22 protein-coding genes are annotated in these 22,253 nt (G+C 44.8%); 17 read left to right on the forward strand and 5 right to left on the reverse strand.

The window, feature by feature from the left end; genetic code table 11:
- The first annotated feature begins 71 nt into the window (after positions 1-71).
- Positions 72-890: a phosphate ABC transporter ATP-binding protein PstB gene (gene pstB / locus R8269_RS22160; protein WP_005381745.1), complete on the forward strand. Its 819-nt coding sequence runs from the start codon at positions 72-74 to the stop codon at positions 888-890.
- Between the two features lie 30 nt (positions 891-920).
- Complete coding sequence (phoU, locus tag R8269_RS22165) at positions 921-1,619, forward strand: phosphate signaling complex protein PhoU (RefSeq protein WP_005381744.1); 699 nt, start codon at positions 921-923, stop codon at positions 1,617-1,619.
- Between the two features lie 62 nt (positions 1,620-1,681).
- On the opposite strand, the gene ppk2 is transcribed toward phoU, so the two are convergent.
- The 3 genes from ppk2 to R8269_RS22180 form a co-directional block, all read right to left on the reverse strand.
- The gene (gene ppk2 / locus R8269_RS22170) at positions 1,682-2,458 is read right to left on the reverse strand and encodes a polyphosphate kinase 2 (RefSeq protein ID WP_047102160.1); all 777 of its coding nucleotides are present in this window, start codon (positions 2,456-2,458) and stop codon (positions 1,682-1,684) included.
- 70 nt (positions 2,459-2,528) lie between these two features.
- Positions 2,529-3,272: a copper homeostasis protein CutC gene (locus R8269_RS22175; protein ID WP_132937069.1), complete on the reverse strand. Its 744-nt coding sequence runs from the start codon at positions 3,270-3,272 to the stop codon at positions 2,529-2,531.
- Positions 3,273-3,555: 283 nt separating this feature from the next.
- On the reverse strand, positions 3,556-4,167 hold the full coding sequence (locus R8269_RS22180) for a peroxiredoxin C (protein WP_005381738.1): 612 nt from the start codon (positions 4,165-4,167) through the stop codon (positions 3,556-3,558).
- A gap of 199 nt (positions 4,168-4,366) precedes the next feature.
- Between R8269_RS22180 and R8269_RS22185 the strand changes: the two genes are divergently transcribed.
- The 3 genes from R8269_RS22185 to aceA all read left to right on the forward strand — a co-directional run bounded on the left by R8269_RS22185 (position 4,367) and on the right by aceA (position 8,941).
- Positions 4,367-5,272, forward strand: coding sequence for a hydrogen peroxide-inducible genes activator (locus R8269_RS22185; protein ID WP_005383681.1), 906 nt, complete (start codon positions 4,367-4,369; stop codon positions 5,270-5,272).
- A gap of 606 nt (positions 5,273-5,878) precedes the next feature.
- A complete protein-coding gene (gene aceB / locus R8269_RS22190; protein WP_017820561.1) occupies positions 5,879-7,507 on the forward strand; it encodes a malate synthase A in 1,629 nt (542 codons plus the stop codon).
- 120 nt (positions 7,508-7,627) lie between these two features.
- The gene (aceA, locus tag R8269_RS22195) at positions 7,628-8,941 is read left to right on the forward strand and encodes an isocitrate lyase (protein ID WP_005381733.1); all 1,314 of its coding nucleotides are present in this window, start codon (positions 7,628-7,630) and stop codon (positions 8,939-8,941) included.
- Positions 8,942-9,064: 123 nt separating this feature from the next.
- On the opposite strand, the gene R8269_RS22200 is transcribed toward aceA, so the two are convergent.
- The gene (locus R8269_RS22200; RefSeq protein ID WP_017820562.1) at positions 9,065-9,514 is read right to left on the reverse strand and encodes a CBS domain-containing protein; all 450 of its coding nucleotides are present in this window, start codon (positions 9,512-9,514) and stop codon (positions 9,065-9,067) included.
- Positions 9,515-9,826: 312 nt separating this feature from the next.
- Here R8269_RS22200 and R8269_RS22205 point away from each other — a divergent pair, with 312 nt between their 5' ends.
- From R8269_RS22205 to secF, 6 genes are all read left to right on the forward strand, one after another.
- Complete coding sequence (locus tag R8269_RS22205; protein ID WP_017820563.1) at positions 9,827-10,993, forward strand: trypsin-like serine protease; 1,167 nt, start codon at positions 9,827-9,829, stop codon at positions 10,991-10,993.
- 268 nt (positions 10,994-11,261) lie between these two features.
- A complete protein-coding gene (queA, locus tag R8269_RS22210) occupies positions 11,262-12,314 on the forward strand; it encodes a tRNA preQ1(34) S-adenosylmethionine ribosyltransferase-isomerase QueA (RefSeq protein ID WP_005381728.1) in 1,053 nt (350 codons plus the stop codon).
- Between the two features lie 147 nt (positions 12,315-12,461).
- On the forward strand, positions 12,462-13,598 hold the full coding sequence (tgt, locus tag R8269_RS22215; RefSeq protein WP_005381727.1) for a tRNA guanosine(34) transglycosylase Tgt: 1,137 nt from the start codon (positions 12,462-12,464) through the stop codon (positions 13,596-13,598).
- Positions 13,599-13,775: 177 nt separating this feature from the next.
- On the forward strand, positions 13,776-14,105 hold the full coding sequence (gene yajC, locus R8269_RS22220) for a preprotein translocase subunit YajC (protein WP_005381725.1): 330 nt from the start codon (positions 13,776-13,778) through the stop codon (positions 14,103-14,105).
- Between the two features lie 21 nt (positions 14,106-14,126).
- A complete protein-coding gene (secD, locus tag R8269_RS22225) occupies positions 14,127-15,983 on the forward strand; it encodes a protein translocase subunit SecD (RefSeq protein ID WP_005381724.1) in 1,857 nt (618 codons plus the stop codon).
- Positions 15,984-15,997: 14 nt separating this feature from the next.
- Entirely contained in the window at positions 15,998-16,945 is a 948-nt protein-coding gene (gene secF / locus R8269_RS22230; protein WP_005383689.1) for a protein translocase subunit SecF, read from the forward strand.
- A 209-nt stretch (positions 16,946-17,154) separates the two neighbouring features.
- Here secF and suhB read toward each other — a convergent pair whose 3' ends face one another.
- Positions 17,155-17,958, reverse strand: a complete 804-nt coding sequence (gene suhB, locus R8269_RS22235) for an inositol-1-monophosphatase (RefSeq protein WP_005381722.1) — start codon at positions 17,956-17,958, stop codon at positions 17,155-17,157.
- Positions 17,959-18,188: 230 nt separating this feature from the next.
- Between suhB and trmJ the strand changes: the two genes are divergently transcribed.
- From trmJ to hscB, 6 genes are all read left to right on the forward strand, one after another.
- Positions 18,189-18,908, forward strand: coding sequence for a tRNA (cytosine(32)/uridine(32)-2'-O)-methyltransferase TrmJ (trmJ, locus tag R8269_RS22240; protein ID WP_115385749.1), 720 nt, complete (start codon positions 18,189-18,191; stop codon positions 18,906-18,908).
- Between the two features lie 125 nt (positions 18,909-19,033).
- A complete protein-coding gene (gene iscR / locus R8269_RS22245) occupies positions 19,034-19,540 on the forward strand; it encodes a Fe-S cluster assembly transcriptional regulator IscR (RefSeq protein ID WP_005381720.1) in 507 nt (168 codons plus the stop codon).
- 28 nt (positions 19,541-19,568) lie between these two features.
- Complete coding sequence (locus R8269_RS22250; protein WP_005381719.1) at positions 19,569-20,783, forward strand: IscS subfamily cysteine desulfurase; 1,215 nt, start codon at positions 19,569-19,571, stop codon at positions 20,781-20,783.
- A gap of 38 nt (positions 20,784-20,821) precedes the next feature.
- Positions 20,822-21,205, forward strand: coding sequence for a Fe-S cluster assembly scaffold IscU (iscU, locus tag R8269_RS22255; protein WP_005381718.1), 384 nt, complete (start codon positions 20,822-20,824; stop codon positions 21,203-21,205).
- Between the two features lie 70 nt (positions 21,206-21,275).
- Positions 21,276-21,599 (forward strand): iron-sulfur cluster assembly protein IscA, encoded by a 324-nt coding sequence (gene iscA / locus R8269_RS22260; RefSeq protein WP_005381717.1) that lies wholly within the window; start codon positions 21,276-21,278, stop codon positions 21,597-21,599.
- A gap of 55 nt (positions 21,600-21,654) precedes the next feature.
- Entirely contained in the window at positions 21,655-22,170 is a 516-nt protein-coding gene (hscB, locus tag R8269_RS22265; protein WP_005381716.1) for a co-chaperone HscB, read from the forward strand.
- The last annotated feature ends 83 nt before the right edge of the window (positions 22,171-22,253 follow it).

Genomic DNA, 22,253 nt, shown 5'->3' on the forward strand with positions numbered 1-22,253 from the left:
CTAAACTTAACAGCAATCAGTATTCGCAATAATTTACGAGAAAAATACAGAACGTTAGGACAAGATTAAGTATGTTTAATTTTGATAGTACATTAGGTTATGAGCCACCATTGGACGTTCATAATTTAACGGATGAACAAACAGCCATCTCAATCGAGAACCTTAATCTGTTCTATGGTCAAACTCAGGCGCTGCATGATATTTCGATGCGAATTCCCAAAGGGCGAGTCACCGCTTTTATCGGTCCTTCAGGGTGTGGAAAGTCGACGTTATTACGTTGCATCAATCGCATGAACGACTTAGTGGAAGGGTGTCGAGTCACAGGCAAAGTGCGTCTCCATGGCAAGAATGTTTATCATCCTAATGTCGATGTTGCGACACTTCGACGCCGAGTGGGGATGGTGTTTCAAAGACCCAATCCATTTCCTAAGTCTATTTATGAAAATGTAGTTTATGGCTTACGCTTACAAGGTGTAAAAAACAGCCGCAGTTTAGATGACGCAGTGGAGCGATCCTTGCGCTCGGCGGCGTTGTGGGATGAGGTAAAAGACCGCTTGCATGAGAACGCATTTGGTTTATCTGGTGGTCAGCAACAGCGCTTGGTCATTGCGCGTGCGGTGGCGATTGAGCCGGAAGTCCTGTTATTGGACGAGCCAACATCAGCGTTGGATCCAATCTCAACTTTAACTATTGAAGAGCTTATCAATGAGCTGAAGACTCAATATACTGTCGTTATCGTTACCCATAACATGCAACAAGCGGCGAGAGTGAGCGATCATACTGCATTCATTCATATGGGTAAGTTAATTGAATACTCTGACGCGGACTCGATCTTCACTTCGCCAATGAAGAAACAGACCGAAGATTACATTACGGGTCGCTACGGTTAAGTCGCGACTCTATACGGAATAAGGAACATCATGCACTTTGGACGTCATATTTCAGGACAATTTAACGTAGAGCTAGAATCGATTCGTACTCATGTATTAACCATGGGAGGCTTGGTAGAGCAGCAGCTTTCGTATGCTATTCAAGCCTTGCATAAAGAAGACATCGAACTGGCGCGTAAGGTTGTGCGTGACGATCATAAAGTGAATGCGATGGAAGTCTCGATCGATGACGCCTGTACACGCATTATTGCTAAGCGTCAGCCAACGGCAAAAGACTTGCGCTTAATCATGGCTATCATCAAAACGATCACGGATTTAGAACGCATCGGTGATGTGGCGACACGCATTGCTTACGTTGCCATTGAAAGCCCATCATCAAAAGAACGACAATTCCAAGTGTCGTTAGAGCCTCTCTGCCGTCAGGCAATTAATATGCTGCATCAGGTTTTAGACGCGTTTGCCCGTATGGATGTAGAAGCGGCAGCAGAGGTGCACAAACAAGATGACAAACTAGACGCCGAGTATGAAGCGGTGATTCGTCAGTTGATGACTTACATGATGGAAGATCCAAAAAATATCCCTAATATTCTGCAAGTGATGTGGTCGGCACGCGCGATTGAACGCGTGGGTGACCGCTGCCAGAACATCTGTGAATACATTATTTACTTCGTGAAAGGGAAAGATGTACGCCATCTAGGTGATCAAAGTATTGATGACGTACTGAAGTAACTGACTTCAATAAATAGACCAGCTTTTAGGCTGGTCTATTTATTAGAGAGAAGGAAAGCACGTCAATATTTATCAGGAACGAAGGTCTGATCATCAATGGGCGCTCTGACGTAACCTTCTTTATTGAGTTCAGGTAATTCGATGGGTGAGTACTCAAGTGCTTTGTAATCAATCTGGCTTAGTAAATGACTGATACAGTTCAAGCGCGCTTTCTTTTTGTCATCAGAAGGGACGACCCACCAAGGGCAGCTTTTCGTGTCTGTATAGGCAAACATCTTATCTTTTGCTTCCGAATACTCCGCCCAGCGATGACGTGACTCCAAATCCATGGGGCTGAATTTCCAACGTTTGATCGGCGTATTAATTCGACCTAGAAAACGTTTTTCCTGCTCTTCGTCTGAAACCGAAAACCAATACTTAATCAGAATAATCCCAGAGCGTTGCAACATTCTCTCGAATTCAGGGCAAGAGCGTAAAAACTCCTCGTATTCGTCTGGAGTACAGAACCCCATGACTTTTTCGACACCTGCTCGGTTATACCAACTTCGGTCAAATAAAACGATTTCACCAGCAGATGGTAAATGAGCGACGTAACGTTGGAAGTACCATTGCGTTTTTTCTTTTTCTGTCGGTGCAGGCAGAGCTACTACGCGACAAACACGCGGGTTTAGCTTTTCTGTAATTCGCTTTATCACTCCGCCTTTGCCCGCAGCATCACGGCCTTCAAACAGAACCACCACTTTTAACCCTTTGTGTTTGACCCACTCTTGAAGTTTTACGAGCTCAACTTGAAGGTTTTTGAGCTCCTTTTCGTATTCCTTTTTCTTCAATTTAGACATACACCTTTCCTCACTCCTTGATAAACAATATGTTAGCACTCAAAAGCTATGCGCGTGAGGTTACGGTCGTCTATTTGAGAGCTGCTACGACATCGGTAATGGCTTGTGTACTTGTGATGGGGATTAAAAAATCATCGACATCGGATGCGCCCATTTTGCTTTGTTCAGCAACAAAGGTCATTTGGCTAGGGCGTGTGGTTTTGCCTGACAGATGGATTTCAGGAACTTGAGTGTCTTCTACTAACGCACGTACGTTACTCGCATTAACGCCAGCACCCGCCATGATTGCTATGCGTCCTTGGGCTTGCTTAACCAAAGCTCTAAGCACATCGATCCCTTGCGGTGCTGAAGGCGCAAGACCGGAGGTTAAAATACGTTCACAACCTAAGCTGATCACTTCTTCCAAAGCTTTTTCAGCGTCACGACACTGGTCAAAGGAACGATGGAAGGTCACGCCTAAGCCAAGCGCTTGAGCAAATTCACACAGCGCAGCCGCGTAAGGCATATGAATATCACCGTCTTGAGTGAGCACGCCGAACACGACACCGCTCAAGCCTGATTGGTGAGCTGCTTCAATATCCCAACGCATCATTTCGATCTCTTCTTCATTGTAGAAGAAGTCACCTTGGCGTGGGCGGATCATGGCATAAACTGGAACACTAGAAAGCTTAGCCGCTTGCTGCATAAAGCCATAACTGGGTGTTAGTCCGCCTAAAGCCAAAGAGGAGCAAAGTTCAATCCGAGTGGCGCCGCCAGCAATGGCGTAGTGCAGAGATTCAATATTATCAATACAGACTTCTAGGTGAGTAACCACGTTCATTTATCCTGCTAACGTTACAAATAAGTGTTGTGGCTAAGATATTAACAGGGCCAGTAAGCAGAATCTGTATGGAGGGGATGATAAATAGAGGTAAAGTTTACGCTAAAGCGTTACCTCATTTTGGCGGTTTATCTGAAGGAAAAAGAAAGCCCAGAGCAGAGGCTCTGGGCTTTGATAGGACTTTACTTAGACTGATTGGCGTTTGCGGTTTTCCGCATTAGCTTATTGCTTTATATACATCCAACCATCACACCCGTTGAGCTAGGGTGAAGGTCTATTATTTTTTGCCTAGGTCAGCTGCGTGCTCAGATAGGAACGCTGCAACACCTTTTGGAGATGCGTCCATACCTGCTTTACCTTCTTCCCATTGTGCAGGACATACTTCGCCGTGCTTCTGGTGGAAGTTAAGAGCGTCAACCATGCGTAGCATTTCGTCGATGTTACGGCCTAGTGGTAGGTCGTTAACTACTTGGTGACGTACAACGCCTTCTTCGTCGATTAGGAAAGAACCACGGAAAGCAACGCCTGCTTCTGGGTGCTCAACGTCGTAAGCTTTACAGATTTCGTGCTTAACGTCAGCAACTAGTGGGTACTTAACTTGACCGATACCGCCATCTTCGATAGCAGTGTTACGCCATGCGTTGTGAGAGAACTGAGAATCGATAGAAACACCGATTACTTCAACACCTTTAGCTTGGAAGTCAGCTAGACGGTTGTCGAATGCGATTAGCTCAGATGGGCAAACGAAAGTGAAATCTAGTGGGTAGAAGAATACTACTGCTTTCTTACCTTTAGTGAACTCTGCAAAGTTGAAGTTTTCAACGATTTCACCGTTACCTAGAACAGCTGCTGCAGTAAAATCAGGGGCTTGACGACCTACTAGTACCATTTTTTTGCTCCTAAAAAGTATGGTTAGCTCCAAACCGAATTCAGTTGTGTCGGTTTGGTTCGTGTTTGTACGAGACAAACTATAGTACAGATTGTAGTATTGAAAAAAGCGAAATAAATAGATTGAGTTAATCGAAAAAAACGATAATAACAAAACTCTTAACTCGATCACTGGAACGGCGGTAGATACAAATACAATTATGAATAAATGGCCCAGTTTGAAGCAGTTACACTATTTAGTCACACTGCATGAAACAAGACATTTTAGTGACGCTGCAGAGCGTTGTTTTGTCAGTCAGTCGACTTTAAGTAAGGGTATTCAAAACTTAGAGGAGTTGATTGGCTGTCCATTATATGAAAAGAAAGACAAGAAAAGTCCACTGGTTTTTACCCAAACAGGAGAAATGGTAGTAAAGCAGGGGCGAGAGCTGTTAGCAAAAGGGCAAGATTTGGTCGAGCTTGGACGTATGTGCCAAGGCGACGATATGCAAGGCCAGCTAAAAGTAGGATGTATACCAACAATTGCTCCGTTTTTACTGTGTGATTTGGTACAAGAGGTGAACTACCGTTTTCCACAACTGAATCTTTTATTAAGAGAAGACACGACGACAAACTTACTTCAAGCGCTCAGACATGGTGAGCTGGATGTGCTTATTTTAGCGTTACCAGTCGAAATTGATGGCATGGAAAGCCGAGTAGTGGGTAAGGATCCGTTTCGAATGGTTATAAGCGCTAATCAAGCCCAATCGGTCCCTGTGCCGATTCGTTACGCGGATTTACCTGACGAATCCGTCTTTCTACTAGAGAAAGAACATTGCTTAACGGAACATGCGGTATCAGCGTGTAAATTAACAGACAAAGAAAAAATCAATCCGTTTACGGCAACCAGCCTCCATACACTGGTGCAAATGGTTGCGAATGGTTTGGGAACAACGTTCATTCCTCAAATGGCTATCGACCATGGCTTGCTGCATAACCAGAATTTAGTCGTGATCGATCCTCCAGGTAAACAAGCTTATCGCGAAATCGGCTTAGTTTGGCGTCCGAGCTCGTCAAGAACGAAAACATTTAATCAACTTGCAGAAGTCGTTTCAGAGCTGCTTTAGCTATTAGTATTAGCCCTTACTTCTCCATTATTTATCTAAAAGCGCACTGGAAACAGTGCGCTTTCTAGTATTTTATTCTGCTGGTAAACTTTGACTTGTAAAATTTTACAGCTCTTCTTTGATGAAGCTTTCATAAAATAGTGAAATTTCACAATGTTAATTTTACACAAAGCCCTGCATGTCTTGTTTGACCCCTGTTTAAATCCATCTCTTCAGCCCTTGTGAATACAAGGTGTTTGTTTACCTGTCAATATTCATACGCTTGTTTGAAATTATAAAGCGACTTTAAATTTAATGTAATTTTATTACGTAATAACTTACAAAATAAGGCGCTTGATAGATGGTTTTTACCTTGCGGAATAAAACTTTGAATTTTCTGTTTTGTTTATATTAGGGGTTTCACTAAACCCTTTGTTGATATAGCTTATTTAAAGGCCGATACGACTTATGTCTAGATTGAAAATACACGTAGCATTACGCAATCTATCGGCATGGCTAGACGAGTTGAACACAAAGTTAAAGGATGTAATTTGTTGTTCATAACTTACAAATGTAGCTTTACGCTGACTGCCCAAGATTGATAAAGCACGTTAAGGATGAATGATTATGCTTGCTCAGACAGAACAAAAAACACAACAACTAAAGCAAACCCAAGGCATGCTTGAGGTGAATGGAGTCGTTGCTCCAGAACATCAAGCAATTTTCCCTGTTGAAGCCCAAACCTTTTTATCTCTACTGTGTGAAAAATTTGCCGGACGTGTTGAACAGTTGCTGGAAGCAAGAGAAGAGAAGCAAGCACGTATTGATGCTGGTGAGCTACCAGATTTTCTACCAGAGACACAAGACATCCGTGAAGGAAGTTGGAAGATCCTAGGAATCCCACAAGATCTGCAAGATCGCCGTGTGGAGATTACCGGACCAACTGACCGCAAGATGGTGATTAACGCACTGAATGCGAATGTAAAAGTGTTCATGGCAGACTTCGAAGATTCAATGTCTCCTGCATGGAGTAAAGTGCTGGATGGTCAAATTAACTTGCGCGATGCTGTTAATGGCACCATCAGTTACACCAATCCTGGCAATGGCAAACATTATCAGCTGGAAGATGACCCAGCGGTGTTGATCTGCCGTGTTCGCGGCCTTCATTTAAAAGAAAAACACGTTACGTGGCACGGTCAGATCATTCCAGGTGCGCTATTCGATTTCGCTCTGTATTTCTATAACAACTACAAAGCGTTACTTCAAAAAGGCAGCGGCCCTTATTTCTACCTTCCAAAACTGCAATCGCATCACGAAGCGAAGTGGTGGAGCGAAGTGTTCCATTTCACGGAAGACTATTTCGGTTTGGATACAGGCACCATCAAAGCGACTGTGCTGATTGAAACCTTACCAGCGGTATTCGAAATGGACGAGATTCTGTTCTCGCTTAAAGAACACATCGTTGGTTTGAACTGTGGTCGCTGGGATTACATCTTTAGCTATATCAAAACATTGAAAAAACACTCAGACCGAGTACTGCCAGATCGCCAAGTGGTAACGATGGACAAGCCATTCTTAAACGCTTACTCGCGATTATTGGTACGTACTTGCCATAAACGAGGTGCTTTCGCGATGGGAGGAATGGCCGCATTTATCCCAGCTAAAGACCCGAAAGAGAATCAAAAAGTATTAGACAAGATCCAGACTGACAAATCGTTAGAAGCTAACAACGGCCACGACGGTACTTGGGTGGCTCATCCAGGTTTGGCTGACACTGCTATGGAAGTCTTTAGTGCTGTGCTGGGTGAACGCACCAACCAGTTGGATGTGAGCCGTGCAGAGGATGCGCCTATTACAGCAGCTGAACTGCTTGAGCCTTGTGAAGGCGAGCGCACTGAAGGCGGAATGCGCCACAATATTCGCGTTGCGCTGCAATACATCGAAGCTTGGATTTCTGGCAATGGTTGTGTGCCGATTTACGGACTGATGGAAGACGCAGCAACGGCAGAAATCTCACGCGCCTCTATCTGGCAATGGATTCAACACGGCAAGTCGCTAGACAACGGATTAAAGGTCACTAAAGAGCTGTTCGAGCTCTATCTCAAAGAGGAGATTGAAGTCGTGAAGCAAGAAATTGGCGAGCAGCGCTACCATGCGGGTCGATTTGAAGAAGCAGCAGACTTAATGGCAAGGCTCACGACGAGCGATGAACTGACCAACTTTTTGACAGTTCCTGGTTATGACTACCTGGATTAATAAAGAATAACTGTAACACCAATAACGTGAAGGATTTTCAAGGCAGATAGGGAAGTACTGCCTGAGAACGGAAACTCAACGCACACGCATAAAGTGCAAATTATAAAGAGGGATAGACCAATGACTAACTTAACTCGCCGCCAACAAATTGAAGCTCTGGAAAAAGACTGGGCAACTAACCCACGCTGGAAAAATGTGAAGCGTACTTACACTGCCGAGGAAGTGGTGGAACTGCGTGGCTCTATGGTGCCTGCAAACACAATTGCACAACGTGGTGCAGACAAACTTTGGTCACTGGTCAACGGTAGTGCGAAAAAAGGTTACGTAAACTGTCTTGGTGCGCTAACGGGTGGTCAAGCCGTTCAACAAGCTAAGGCAGGTATTGAAGCGATCTATCTGTCAGGCTGGCAGGTAGCGGCGGATAACAACACCGCTTCGACGATGTATCCAGACCAATCTCTTTACCCAGTAGATTCTGTACCGTCAGTAGTAAAGCGTATCAACAACTCATTCCGTCGTGCAGACCAAATTCAGTGGGCTGCTGGTAAGACGCCTGAAGATGAAGGTGGTATTGATTACTTCCTACCTATCGTAGCGGATGCGGAAGCGGGCTTTGGTGGTGTGCTTAACGCTTACGAACTAATGAAATCGATGATCGAAGCCGGTGCCGCGGGCGTTCACTTTGAAGACCAGTTAGCATCGGTGAAAAAGTGTGGTCATATGGGTGGTAAGGTATTAGTTCCTACGCAAGAAGCGGTACAAAAGCTCGTTGCAGCTCGTTTGGCTGCTGACGTAGCGGGAACAACAACATTAGTTATTGCTCGTACTGATGCGAATGCGGCGGATCTCATTACTTCAGATTGCGACCCATATGATAAAGACTTTATTGAAGGTGAGCGCACTCAAGAAGGTTTCTACCGCGTTCGCGCGGGTATCGACCAAGCGATTTCTCGCGGTCTGGCTTACGCACCATATGCAGACTTGATTTGGTGTGAAACGGCTACGCCATGTTTGGAAGAAGCACGTAAGTTTGCAGAAGCAATTCACGCTGAATACCCAGATCAATTGTTGGCGTACAACTGCTCGCCTTCATTCAACTGGGAGAAAAACCTAGATGCAGAAACCATTGCTAAGTTCCAACAAGAGCTTGCAGACATGGGCTACAAGTACCAATTCATCACGCTAGCAGGCATTCACAACATGTGGTTCAACATGTTTGAACTGGCACACGCTTACGCTCAAGGTGAAGGTATGCGTCATTATGTTGAGAAAGTTCAGCGTCCTGAATTCCAAGCGGCTGAAAAAGGTTATACGTTTGTTGCGCACCAACAAGAAGTAGGTACAGGTTACTTCGATAGAATGACCAATACTATCCAAGGTGGTAACTCTTCAGTGACAGCATTGACAGGTTCGACCGAAGAAGACCAATTCTAATTGGCAGAGAAACACTTCCTTAATCAGCGTCAGTAATGGCATTTTGAGCGGCAACCCTGCCGCTCTTTTTTCGTTTAACCGGTGTAAAAACGAAACTTACAACAAAGAGAATACGCTTGCGTACTACTCTTCCTGCTCGATTTCTTCAGGTTCCACTTCTTCTTGCAGTTCCAATAAGTTAATCGCAATGGTCACAAAGTCACTGTCAGTAATGATGCCGACCAATCGACCTTTGGTGACAACAGGTAGACAGCCAACTTTATGCTTTTGCATATAGATAGCGCTCTCTTTGAGCCCCGCGATAGGCTCTGCCGTCATGATATTGGTGTGCATCATTTCGTAGAGCGGTGTGTCTAAAGTAAAAGATTGTTCAGCCTCATCTGGGTGCAAGCTCGATTCTTGAGCAGCAAGAATGTCGCGTTGAGTCACCAAGCCTTGTAAGTGGTTATTGGCATCAACAACCGGAATGTGTCGAATATCAAGCGCATCCATCATGCTTTTTGCATCACGCAAGGTGTGCGTGCGCAGTAAGGTATGAGGATTACGAGTCATCATGTCTTCAACCTTGATCATAGAGACCTCCAGCGGCATTGTCCTTCTCTTAAATATAGAGAATATTTTTCTGTATATCTGGGAGCTAACTCGTTTTTCATCAATTAAATAGCACAATGCTGATGGGCTGCGTAATCTGTGTTTTATTGGTGTTTTTATTAATTTGAATAAGTCGGTTTGTGTGCGAGTCAGTTGGCATTTTTAGTTGATATTGAATGTGTTCCCAAGGTAATCCAATGAATTGAATCGCACATTTTTATTCGCTGGATTTTCCAAGATTCTTCTCTCGAAGAAGATACGTCCAGGCTTACCAAATTGAAGACAGCAACCTAGATGAAACGAACAACGTGTAACAAACTTATTGCGCTGGCAGTGGCGGCATTCAGTGTGCCATCAACACAGGCGATTGTGTTAGGAGATGAACAAACCGATCCTGTTGACCGCGTTACTTTGCGAGCAAGTAACATGGCAGAGTTTCCGCTGTGTGGTGGAACGATGCTGACAGAGCAATGGGTACTGACTGCGGCGCACTGTGTGGTGATGGGACAAGGAACCAATGAAGCAACCTACTATGTGACCCCGCCGGGTGAGCTGTCGGTGAATGCGAATGCGTATGAACTTAATTCTGCAGGGCTTGATAACTTTTATCCGGTGTCTCATGTTGTGGTTCATCCGGATTACACCCGGATTTCAAAAGCTGAGACCGACAGTAATGGCAACGTGAAACCTATCCAAACCGGTTTAGATTCAGACATCGCGTTGCTGTATCTCACGCGCCCAGTGGCAAACGCGAACTTTGCTGACCTAGCGAGTAAAGTTGACATGGAGAGTATCGAAGCACGTTTGGTGGCGGATTGGAACGATAATTACCTGACCAATCAACGTGTCGAAAATGTGCAAGTGTTTGGATGGGGGGCTACTCAGCCGGATGCTTCTGAACCTTCTAATACGCTCAAAACCACCATTAGCACATTTTTACCCATCGACAAATGTTATGAGCGTTTAGAAATTGGCAGCAGTTTTCCGGGGATCATTGATTCAAGAGACAACCAAACCAAAATTTGTACGCTACCAACACAAAACCATGTATTGGAGCCAGATAGCCATACTCAATATGGCAACTCTGCATGTAAAGGTGACAGTGGTGGCCCGTTGGTCGATGTGGCGACCGGCAAACAAATTGGTATTGTTAGTGGCGGCCCCCTTATTCTACCAACGTGTGGCTCTTTGACGATCCCAAGTTTCTACACCAAGGTGAGCCACTATTACGACTGGGTACAGTCTTACATCACTGCCGATGCGCCACCAAGTCGTTACATCATTGCGCCGAATTTTATCAAAAGTGCTAACAATGAAAGTGGTGACAATAAAGAGTGTCACGATGGCATTGCGACCAATAACTGTGATTTCAAAGGCTCAGATGATGAAGGTGGCAGTCTAGGGTTTTGGTTATTGGGTTTATTCGTGCCGTTATTCTTGTGGCGAAAGCGTGAGGTTTGATAGGGCGATTGGAATGCCAAACTAATAAGCAGCGGTATACGTTGCTTTGCTTTTTTCATGTTCTCTCTTTGGGGCTCAAATTAAAAATAGTGCCAAGTAATCGAGGCTTTTCACGTTTTATTACACTCTTCACCATGGCTTTTACTGCTATATTCTGGTGATTTGCTTGCTATTGCAGCATGTAAACATATACTAGTCTGCTGCGAAAAACTCGTCGCAATTTTATCGTCGCCTAGACGTGATTTGACCAATAGATAAGACAAGTAACATGCAAGTATCAGATTTCCATTTCGACCTTCCAGATGAACTCATCGCTCGCTACCCTCAACCAGAGCGTACCGCTAGCCGACTGCTGCAAATGGACGGCAATACCGGAGAGCTCATTGATGGCACATTTACTGATGTATTGGGCCAAGTTCAACCCGGTGACTTAGTGGTGTTTAATAATACTCGTGTTATTCCTGCTCGTCTTTTTGGCCGCAAGGAATCGGGCGGTAAATTAGAAGTGCTGGTGGAGCGCATGTTGGATGAGAAAAGCATCCTCGCGCACGTTCGTTGCTCTAAATCACCAAAACCAGGTACAACCATTATTGTTGGCGAGAATGATGAATATTCAGCAGAAATGGTTGCACGCCATGATGCTTTATTTGAACTGAAATTTAGTTCTGATAAGACGGTACTAGAAATTCTGGAAGAAATCGGCCATATGCCGCTTCCTCCTTACATCGACCGTCCAGACGAAGATGCAGATAAAGAGCGTTACCAAACGGTATATAATCAAAAGCCAGGTGCGGTTGCGGCACCTACAGCAGGCCTTCACTTTGATGATGTTCTCTTGGAGAAAATCAAAGCGAAAGGTGCAGAGTTTGCTTACGTTACTTTGCACGTTGGGGCGGGTACATTCCAGCCGGTAAAAGTGGAAAATATCAACGATCACCACATGCATGCCGAGTACGTAGAAGTACCACAAGAAGTCGTCGAAGCAATTAAAGCGACGAAAGCGCGTGGCGGACGAATTATTGCTGTTGGTACCACATCTGTGCGTTCACTTGAAAGTGCAGCGCAAGACGCATTGCAAAAAGGGACTGAGCTGGCCCCATTCTTTGGCGATACTGAAATCTTTATTTTCCCTGGTTACGAATATCAGCTAGTGGATTGCTTGATCACAAACTTCCACTTGCCTGAATCAACACTGATCATGTTGGTGAGTGCATTTGCTGGATACGAGAACACCATGAATGCTTACAAACATGCGGTGGAAAACAAATACCGTTTCTTCTCGTATGGCGATTCAATGTTCATCAAGAAGAAAACAGCGTAGTTAAAAATAGATTTACGAGTGCTAGCAGTAAGCTAGGAAATAAAGCATCCATTGCTTTGTCTCTCGCAAGGAAAAGCGACCGCTCCTTAAAGTAGGGTAGAGCCCTAAACACTCAGTCAGACTGTTTCTCTGACACCCGGAGGCATCGTGAAATTAAAATTCGATCTTAAGAAGAAAAACGGCAATGCACGTCGTGGTCAACTGACTTTCGAACGCGGCACTGTTCAAACTCCTGCGTTCATGCCAGTAGGTACTTACGGTACCGTTAAAGGTATGACACCAGAAGAAGTAAAAGGTACTGGTGCAGAAATTCTGCTAGGTAATACGTTCCACCTGTGGCTACGTCCTGGTCAAGAAGTGATGAAAATGCACGGTGACCTGCACGATTTTATGAACTGGCACGGTCCTATTCTTACTGATTCAGGCGGCTTTCAAGTATTCAGCCTTGGTAAGATGCGTACGATCACTGAAGAAGGTGTTCACTTTCGTAACCCAGTAAACGGTGACAAGATTTTCATGGACGCAGAAAAGTCGATGGAAATTCAAAAAGACCTGGGCTCTGACATCGTTATGATTTTTGACGAGTGTACGCCTTACCCAGCGACACACGATGAAGCGAAGAAATCGATGGAAATGTCATTACGCTGGGCACAGCGTTCACGTGACCACTTCGAGAAGCTAGAAAACCCGAACAACCTATTTGGTATTGTCCAAGGTGGTGTTTACGAAGATTTACGTGATGTGTCGGTAAAAGGTCTAACGGAAATCGGTTTTGACGGTTACGCGGTTGGTGGTTTGGCAGTAGGTGAGCCTAAAGAAGACATGCACCGTATTCTTGAGCATACTTGTCCTCAACTTCCTGAAGACAAACCTCGCTACTTGATGGGCGTAGGTAAGCCAGAAGACTTGGTTGAAGGTGTTCGTCGTGGTATCGACATGTTTGACTGTGTAATGCCAACGCGTAACGCACGTAATGGTCACTTATTTGTGACTGGTGGTGTGATCAAGATCCGTAATGCGAAACATAAAACGGATACAACACCATTGGATCCGCATTGTGACTGTTACACTTGTCAAAACTACAGCAAGTCGTACCTTCACCATTTAGAGCGTTGTAATGAAATCTTAGGCGCTCGCTTGAATACAATCCATAACCTGCGTTACTACCAACGTCTGATGGAAAGCATTCGTAAAGCAATTGATGAAGATCGCTTCGATGAATTTGTTACTGAGTTCTATGAGCGTCGTGGCCGTGAAGTGCCACCACTAGCAAAAGAGCAGTAATTGAAAAACTAAAAGAATTAAAGCCTTTGGCATGTCGCCAGAGGCTTTTGCTAATAAAGTAGGCTAACGCACGTTATTTTTGAGAGAGCGATCTCTATTAGTTACTCTCAGACTTGAATCTAAAATGCGAAAGCCCAATTTGTTTGATTATCAATAAAATATAATGAGGATGTTTTAATGTTTATTTCTCAGGCTCACGCAGCAGCAGAAGGCGCGCCAGCAGGCGGTGGTTTTGAAATGCTAATCATGCTTGGCATGTTCGCAGTGATCTTTTACTTCATGATTTATCGCCCACAAGCGAAACGCGTAAAAGAACACAAAAACCTAATGGCTTCTATGGGCAAAGGCGACGAAGTTTTAACTAGCGGTGGCCTAGTGGGTAAAATCACTAAGATTGCTGAAGACAATGACTACATTTCAATTGAGCTTAACGCGAACAATGAAGTAGTAATCAAGAAAGACTTCATCACTGCAGTGCTACCAAAAGGTACGCTTAAGTCTCTATAAAACAGCTAAAGGATCCTCGCTGTGCTAAACCGTTATCCATTATGGAAGTACTTGATGGTGCTTTTTGCCATCATCACCGCTGCGTTATACGCACTTCCAAATATCTACGGTGAAGATCCGGCTATTCAAGTTACAGGGGCGCGTGGCGCCTCTGTAGATATGTCAACGCTGGATGCTGTCACTACTGCTCTTAACAAAGAGCAACTTTCTCATAAATCCATTGCTCTCGAAGATGGATCAATTCTTGTTCGTTTTAACGACACTGACACACAAATCAGTGCTCGTGATGTCATCAGCGAAGCGCTAGGCAAAGACACAATTGTTGCACTTAACCTTGCACCTTCTACACCCGATTGGCTAGAAGCGATTGGCGCGTCACCATTGAAGCTAGGTCTTGACCTTCGCGGTGGTGTTCACTTCTTAATGGAAGTGGATATGGATGCAGCGATGGAAAAGCTTGTTGGTCAACAAGAAGAAGCTTTCCGTAGCGAACTTCGTGACGCCAAGATTCGTTACCGTGCAATCCGCCCTTCTGGAAAAGAAGCGGTAGAAGTGTTGTTGCGTAACGAAGAGCAATTAGCAGAAGCGAAAGCAACGCTAGAAAAGAATCACCCGGACATGATTTTTGTCGATTCTGATTCAAATGGCCGTTACGCTCTTACTGCCACCTTTACTGAGCAACGTTTACAAGAGATCCGTAACTATGCTGTTGAGCAAAACATTACGATTTTACGTAATCGTGTCAACGAACTAGGTGTTGCGGAACCATTGGTTCAACGTCAAGGTGCTAGTCGCATTGTGGTTGAACTGCCTGGTGTTCAAGACACTGCTCGTGCAAAAGAAATTCTCGGAGCTACGGCAACGCTTGAATTCCGTGAAGTTGATGATAAAGCTGACCTATCGGCAGCGGCAAATGGTCGTGCGCCAGCAGGTAGTGAAATCAAGATGGACCGTGATGGTCGCCCAGTTGTGCTTAAGAAGCGCGTTATTCTTGGCGGTCAAAGCATCACAGATGCAAGCTCAAGTGTTGATGAATATGGTCGTCCACAAGTTAACATCTCGCTAGACAGCGAAGGTGGTAATAAGATGTCTGCGTTCTCTAAGAAGAACATTGGTAAGCTAATGGCTACCGTGTTTGCAGAATACAAAGACAGTGGCCGTCGTACGCCTGAAGGCAAAGTTATTCTGGATAAGCATGAAGAAGTCATCAACCAAGCAACGATTCAATCGGCTCTTGGTCGTAACTTCCGTATCACAGGTATCGACTCTGCTGCAGAAGCACACAACCTAGCACTTCTACTACGTGCTGGTGCACTGATTGCACCTATCTCTATCGTTGAAGAACGTACCATTGGTCCATCAATGGGCCAGCAAAACATCGATATGGGTATCCAAGCATGTATCTGGGGTATGGTTGCCGTAATGCTATTTACGCTGCTTTACTACCGCGGCTTTGGTTTGATTGCAAACATCGCTCTAATGGCAAACTTGGTGCTTATCATTGGTGTTATGTCGATGATTCCAGGCGCTACCATGACGCTTCCAGGGATAGCCGGTATCGTGTTAACAGTCGGTATGGCGGTTGATGCGAACGTACTGATCTTCGAGCGTATCCGTGAAGAAATTCGTGATGGACGCAGTCCACAACAAGCAATTCACCAAGGTTACGCGAATGCATTCAGCACGATTGCTGATGCGAACATCACAACACTAATTACTGCAATCATTCTATTTGCGGTCGGTACAGGTGCGGTGAAAGGTTTCGCAGTTACTCTATCTATCGGTATCTTAACTTCAATGTTCACCGCCATTATTGGTACACGTTGTATCGTGAACCTGATCTACGGTGGCAAACGCGTTGATAAATTGTCGATCTAAGGCTGGGAATTAATATGTTTCAAATTCTAAAAGCAGAGAAGACGATCGGCTTTATGCGTTGGTCGAAAGTAGCATTCGTTTTTTCAATTATAATGATTGCTGCTTCTATCTTCACTTTGTCAACCAAGTGGCTTAATTGGGGTCTAGATTTCACTGGCGGTACGCTTATCGAGGTCGGTTTTGAACAGCCAGCAAACCTTGAAGAGATTCGTGCAGCACTAGATTCAAAAGGCTTTGGCGATGCGACAGTACAAAACTTCGGTAGTGCTCGTGAAGTCATGGTCCGTCTTCGTCCACGTGATGACGTTTCTGGTGAAACGCTAGGTAACCAAATCATTGGTGCTATCAAAGATGGTACTGGCGAAAGCGTAGAAATGCGTCGTATTGAGTTCGTAGGTCCCAATGTTGGTGATGAGCTAACAGAAGCTGGTGGTCTAGCGATCTTGGTATCGCTGATCTGTATTCTGCTTTATGTATCGATGCGATTTGAATGGCGTCTAGCGGCTGGTGCGGTAATGGCATTGGCTCACGATATAATAATCACGCTAGGTGTCTTCTCGTTTCTACAAATTGAAGTTGACCTGACCATCGTAGCTGCGCTACTGACGGTTGTGGGCTACTCACTCAACGATACCATCGTTGTATTTGACCGGATTCGTGAAAACTTCCGTAAGATGCGTAAGGGCGAACCTTCAGACATTATGGACGCCTCAATCACTCAAACGTTGAGCCGTACATTGATTACATCTGGTACGACGTTGTTCGTGGTAATTGCACTGTTCATGCAGGGTGGTGCTATGATTCACGGCTTTGCAACCGCACTTTTACTCGGTATCACTGTAGGTACTTACTCTTCTATCTACGTAGCATCAGCACTGGCTCTAAAACTGGGTATCCAGAAAGAGCACTTGATGCCACCTCAAGTAGAAAAAGAAGGTGCAGAGTTCGACGAAATGCCATAAGGCAGATTGAGAACCGAAAACAAAAACCGCTGAGCAATCAGCGGTTTTTTTGTATCTGAATAGAGTCGTGAGCTTGTAGAGCCTCTCTGTATGAAGAGCCTTCAGCTACAGCTAAGTCGATACGAAGCAGTAGATACAAAAAAGCCCTGCTCAATGAGCGGGGCTTTCTAAAGTCATCAGCGTGACGGGCTATATATGACTTTCAAATATTACTTAAGGATCGCGCTGTTACCGTTTTCGCGAATGTGCTTAAGGATAGATTTTACGCCACGAGCGCTTGAAGCAACGATGTTACCAGACTTCATGTAGTCAGTGCCGCCAGCAAAGTCTGTTAGGATTGCGCCAGCTTCACGAGCAATAAGCTCACCTGCTGCCATATCCCAAGGTTTTAGGCCTAGCTCGAAGTAACCATCAACACGGCCAGCAGCCACGTAACAAAGGTCTAGAGCAGCAGAGCCGCTACGACGGAAATCAGCACACTCAGTGAATAGCGCACCAACGATCTTGATGTAAGACTCAGCGTGTTGTTTCTGCTTGAATGGGAAGCCTGTTGCTAGAACAGTACCTTGAAGGTCTTTTAGTTGAGCAACACGAATACGTGCACTGTTTAGTTGAGCGCCGGCACCGCGTTGTGCAGTGAATAGCTCGTTTTGCATTGGATCGTAAACACAAGCAACTTCAGTTTTACCCTTAATACGAACAGCGATAGAAACCGCGAAAGTTGGGTAACCTTTTACAAAGTTAGTGGTGCCATCCAGTGGGTCGATGATCCATTGTACGTCTTTATCTTTACCTTCGATAAGACCTTGTTCTTCAGCAACGATACAGTGCTCAGGGTAAGACTGCTTGATAGTATCGATGATGATGTATTCTGCTTCTTTGTCTACGTTAGTGACAAAGTCATTAGTGCCTTTAAGAGTAGATTCTACTTTATCAGTGTTTTCTAATGATTTAGCAATATGATTGCCAGCCTTTCGCGCAGCGCGAATAGCAATGTTTAGCATTGGATGCATACGAATTTCCCAACGGATGTTAAAGAACAAATGAAAGCGGCGGCGAGTATACCAGAGATAATTAAAAAGGGAAGTGGTTATTTTTTGTTCTAAATGCGACTGGTGAGTGTACAGAGCATACTGCGGACGAGAACAATAACCAAGAATGAGAAGAGAGGTCTGCTTGCCTCTAGGGTGTCTTAAAAAACTATGATAACATTCTGCGGTTTTAATTTAGGCAGCAAACACAGATGTTGGATCAAGTAAAAATTGTACTCGTAGGTACCTCTCATTCAGGCAATATTGGCTCAGCAGCTCGAGCAATGAAAGTGATGGGTTTAAACCAACTAGTATTAGTCGATCCACAATGTGAAGTGGATGAACAAACTTTTGCTTTAGCTGCGGGTGCTGGTGATATTGCTCAAAATGCAAAGATTGTCGGCACATTAGAAGAAGCGGTTGAAGATTGTGGCCTTGTTGTGGGTTCTAGCGCCCGCTCTCGTACATTAGAATGGCCAATGCTCGAGCCACGTGAATGCGGTGAGAAATTTGCAGTTGAAGGCCGAAAGCATCCGGTTGCGCTCGTGTTTGGCCGAGAAAGAACTGGTTTGACAAACGAAGAGCTACAAAAGTGCCACTACCATGTTTGTATTCCCGCTAATCCTGAGTACAGCTCGCTTAACCTAGCGATGGCTGTACAAACTCTCAGTTACGAAGTGCGAGTTGCACACTTGAACTTAGAGCAAAGCCAGTTTTCCCCAAATGAATCGGAAGAATACCCGCGTCATCGAGAACTTGAAATGTTCTTCGAGCATCTTGAAAAGGTGATGGTTGAGACCCAGTTTATTAACAAAGAGCAACCTGGACAGGTGATGAATAAGTTGCGTCGTTTGTTCTCTCGAGCTCGACCAGAAACCCAAGAACTTAATATTCTACGAGGCGTTTTGACTTCGATAGAAAAGAAGTTCTGAGTGAATAATAACCACTTTAGGTGTAAGGATGAATACCTGAGTAAAATGGTCAAATAAATACTTGACCAAATTACTCAGGTATGGAAAAATCTTAACCATTACAAACCATGTGGATACGGTGTGGTATGAAACTTACATCTAAAGGAAGATATGCGGTGACAGCCATGCTGGATGTGGCACTGCATTCGCAACAAAACCCTGTACCTCTGGCTGATATTTCAGAGCGTCAAGGGATCTCGCTCTCTTACTTAGAGCAGCTATTTTCAAAATTGCGTAAAGCAGGTCTCGTTGCCAGCGTTCGTGGTCCTGGTGGTGGTTACCGACTTGGTGCCGACGCTCACAGTATCGCTATTGGTACCGTGATTGCTGCCGTTGATGAGTCAGTAGATGCAACCAAATGCCAAGGTAAAGGAGATTGCCAAGGTGGAACACGTTGCCTTACTCACACGCTGTGGCGTGACCTAAGCTCTCGCATTAGTGACTTTTTGAATAACATCACTCTTGGTGAGTTGATGACAGACAATGAAGTACTCGAAATTTCTGATCGTCAGGACATTGATCTGGCGGTAACCCATGGGCTATCAAACAAAAATACAACCGCCGCGCCCATCGGTGTAAACGTCCGCTCTTAGCGGTCAGCTTTTTACATTGGAGTAGAGAATGAAACTGCCGATTTATCTTGATTATTCCGCTACATGTCCAGTTGATCCACGTGTTGCTGAAAAAATGGTTCAGTACATGACAATGGATGGCACATTTGGCAACCCAGCGTCACGTTCGCACCGTTACGGCTGGCAGGCAGAAGAAGCGGTCGATACTGCTCGTGAGCAAATTGCTGACCTTCTAAATGCAGATCCTCGCGAAATCGTATTTACATCTGGTGCGACAGAATCAGACAACCTTGCGATTAAAGGTGCAGCGCACTTTTACTCGAAGAAAGGCAAGCACGTAATCACTTGTAAAACAGAGCACAAAGCCGTTCTTGACCCATGTCGTCAACTTGAGCGTGAAGGCTTTGAAGTGACTTACCTTGAGCCAGAATCAAATGGCTTGATCGATCTAGAGAAGCTTAGAGCAGCCATGCGTGATGACACCGTGCTTGTGTCTATTATGCATGTAAACAACGAGATTGGTGTGGTTCAAGACATTACAGCGATCGGCGAACTGTGCCGTGAGCGTAAAATTGTTTTCCACGTGGACGCTGCGCAATCTGCAGGTAAATTACCAATCGACGTTCAAGAGATGAAAGTTGATCTAATTTCACTTTCTGCTCACAAAGTTTACGGTCCTAAAGGTATCGGTGCACTTTACGTACGTCGTAAGCCTCGTATTCGTCTTGAAGCGCAAATGCACGGTGGCGGTCATGAGCGTGGTTTCCGCTCTGGTACACTACCTACTCACCAAATCGTAGGCATGGGTGAAGCATTCCGCATTGCAAAAGAAGACATGCAAAAAGATTACGATCATGCTTTAGCGCTTCGTAACCGTCTTTTTGATGGCGTGAAAGACTTAGAAGCAGTGACGGTAAACGGTGACTTTGAGCAGCGTGTACCACACAACCTAAACATCAGTTTCGCATTCGTAGAAGGTGAATCACTACTAATGTCGCTTAAAGATCTAGCGGTATCTTCTGGTAGTGCTTGTACGTCTGCAAGCCTTGAGCCTTCTTACGTTCTTCGTGCCCTAGGCATGGATGACGAATTGGCTCACAGCTCGGTTCGTTTCTCGTTTGGTCGTTTCACGACTGAAGAAGAAATTGATTACGCAATTGAACAAATCCGCGTTGCAGTGACTAAGCTACGCGACATGTCTCCTCTATGGGATATGTACAAAGAAGGGATTGATTTGAGCACTGTTGAATGGGCTCACCATTAATCTCAGGGATTGAAATAGAGGATTCGAGGTAATTTATCATGGCATACAGCGAAAAAGTAATTGATCACTACGAGAACCCACGTAACGTTGGTTCATTCGATAAAGAAGATCCATCAGTAGGTAGCGGCATGGTTGGCGCTCCTGCGTGTGGTGACGTAATGAAGCTTCAAATCAAAGTGACACCTGAAGGTATCATCGAAGATGCGAAGTTCAAAACATACGGTTGTGGTAGTGCAATCGCATCAAGCTCACTAGTAACTGAGTGGGTAAAAGGTAAGTCAGTTGATGAAGCGGCAGCAATTAAAAACTCTGAGATTGCTGAAGAGCTAGAGCTTCCACCAGTGAAAGTTCACTGTTCTATTCTTGCTGAAGATGCAATCAAAGCAGCGGTTGCTGACTACAAGAAAAAACACCAAGAATAATTATTCCGTAATATAATGGGAGCTTTGACGCTCCCATTCCAATCGAAATTTAGACAGACTAAGGTGCAGTATGGCCATCACAATGACAGAATCAGCGGCAAGTCGCGTAAGAGCATTCCTAGATAACCGAGGCAAAGGTATCGGTTTACGTCTTGGAGTGAAGACGACTGGCTGTTCCGGCATGGCATACGTACTTGAGTTTGTTGATGAGCTCAATGAAGAAGACGAAGTATTTGAACTCTCTGGAGTGAAAATTATCATCGATCAAAAGAGCTTAGTGTACCTAGATGGTACTGAATTGGATTACGTGAAAGAAGGGTTGAATGAAGGTTTTGAATTCAACAACCCTAACGCGAAAAGTGAATGTGGTTGTGGTGAAAGCTTCAACGTCTAATTGATTGTCCTTCTGGGCAAACGAGTCCGGAAGGCTTTACTAGGACCCGAACTTAATGAATCACTTTGAATTATTTGGGCTACCAAGTCAGTTTAAGCTGGATGGTAGCCTTCTTTCTTCTCAGTTCCGAGAACTACAAAAACGCTTCCACCCGGATAACTTTGCAACGGGCTCAGAACGTGACCGTTTGATGGCGGTGCAAAAGGCGGCGCAAATCAACGATGCCTATCAAGTTCTGAAAAATCCTATTTCTCGCGCCGAGTATATCCTCGCAGAGCAAGGTGTTGAGATCCGAGGTGAACAGCAAACAATGCAAGATCCGATGTTCTTAATGGAGCAAATGGAACTGCGCGAAGAACTGGAAGAGATTGCTGACAAGTCCGATCCTGAATCGGCGCTTTTTGACTTCGACTCTAAGGTCAGCAAAATGTACAAACAGCATCTGGCAAGCGTCGAGCAAGAGCTTGATGATGGTCTATGGACTGAAGCCGCAGACCGAGTTCGTAAGCTAAAATTCATTGCCAAACTAAAGAACGAAATTGAGCTAGTCGAAGACAAACTCCTCGGCTAGTAAGCGTGACAAGGACCTATCATGGCACTACTTCAAATCGCAGAACCGGGCCAAAGCTCGGCACCTCATGAGCATAAGTTAGC

The organism is Vibrio sp. Vb0667, from assembly GCF_033391095.1.

What these genes read in the sequence shown, in the direction of transcription:
- queA (WP_005381728.1), top strand. Translation starts at nt 11,262, where the DNA reads ATGCAAGTATCAGATTTCCATTTCGACCTTCCAGATGAACTCATCGCT.
- iscR (WP_005381720.1), top strand. Translation starts at nt 19,034, where the DNA reads ATGAAACTTACATCTAAAGGAAGATATGCGGTGACAGCCATGCTGGAT.
- R8269_RS22180 (WP_005381738.1), bottom strand. Translation starts at nt 4,167, where the DNA reads ATGGTACTAGTAGGTCGTCAAGCCCCTGATTTTACTGCAGCAGCTGTT.
- R8269_RS22185 (WP_005383681.1), top strand. Translation starts at nt 4,367, where the DNA reads ATGAATAAATGGCCCAGTTTGAAGCAGTTACACTATTTAGTCACACTG.
- R8269_RS22205 (WP_017820563.1), top strand. Translation starts at nt 9,827, where the DNA reads ATGAAACGAACAACGTGTAACAAACTTATTGCGCTGGCAGTGGCGGCA.
- hscB (WP_005381716.1), top strand. Translation starts at nt 21,655, where the DNA reads ATGAATCACTTTGAATTATTTGGGCTACCAAGTCAGTTTAAGCTGGAT.
- aceB (WP_017820561.1), top strand. Translation starts at nt 5,879, where the DNA reads ATGCTTGCTCAGACAGAACAAAAAACACAACAACTAAAGCAAACCCAA.
- phoU (WP_005381744.1), top strand. Translation starts at nt 921, where the DNA reads ATGCACTTTGGACGTCATATTTCAGGACAATTTAACGTAGAGCTAGAA.
- iscU (WP_005381718.1), top strand. Translation starts at nt 20,822, where the DNA reads ATGGCATACAGCGAAAAAGTAATTGATCACTACGAGAACCCACGTAAC.
- yajC (WP_005381725.1), top strand. Translation starts at nt 13,776, where the DNA reads ATGTTTATTTCTCAGGCTCACGCAGCAGCAGAAGGCGCGCCAGCAGGC.
- trmJ (WP_115385749.1), top strand. Translation starts at nt 18,189, where the DNA reads ATGTTGGATCAAGTAAAAATTGTACTCGTAGGTACCTCTCATTCAGGC.
- secF (WP_005383689.1), top strand. Translation starts at nt 15,998, where the DNA reads ATGTTTCAAATTCTAAAAGCAGAGAAGACGATCGGCTTTATGCGTTGG.
- R8269_RS22200 (WP_017820562.1), bottom strand. Translation starts at nt 9,514, where the DNA reads ATGATCAAGGTTGAAGACATGATGACTCGTAATCCTCATACCTTACTG.
- iscA (WP_005381717.1), top strand. Translation starts at nt 21,276, where the DNA reads ATGGCCATCACAATGACAGAATCAGCGGCAAGTCGCGTAAGAGCATTC.
- pstB (WP_005381745.1), top strand. Translation starts at nt 72, where the DNA reads ATGTTTAATTTTGATAGTACATTAGGTTATGAGCCACCATTGGACGTT.
- ppk2 (WP_047102160.1), bottom strand. Translation starts at nt 2,458, where the DNA reads ATGTCTAAATTGAAGAAAAAGGAATACGAAAAGGAGCTCAAAAACCTT.
- R8269_RS22250 (WP_005381719.1), top strand. Translation starts at nt 19,569, where the DNA reads ATGAAACTGCCGATTTATCTTGATTATTCCGCTACATGTCCAGTTGAT.
- suhB (WP_005381722.1), bottom strand. Translation starts at nt 17,958, where the DNA reads ATGCATCCAATGCTAAACATTGCTATTCGCGCTGCGCGAAAGGCTGGC.
- aceA (WP_005381733.1), top strand. Translation starts at nt 7,628, where the DNA reads ATGACTAACTTAACTCGCCGCCAACAAATTGAAGCTCTGGAAAAAGAC.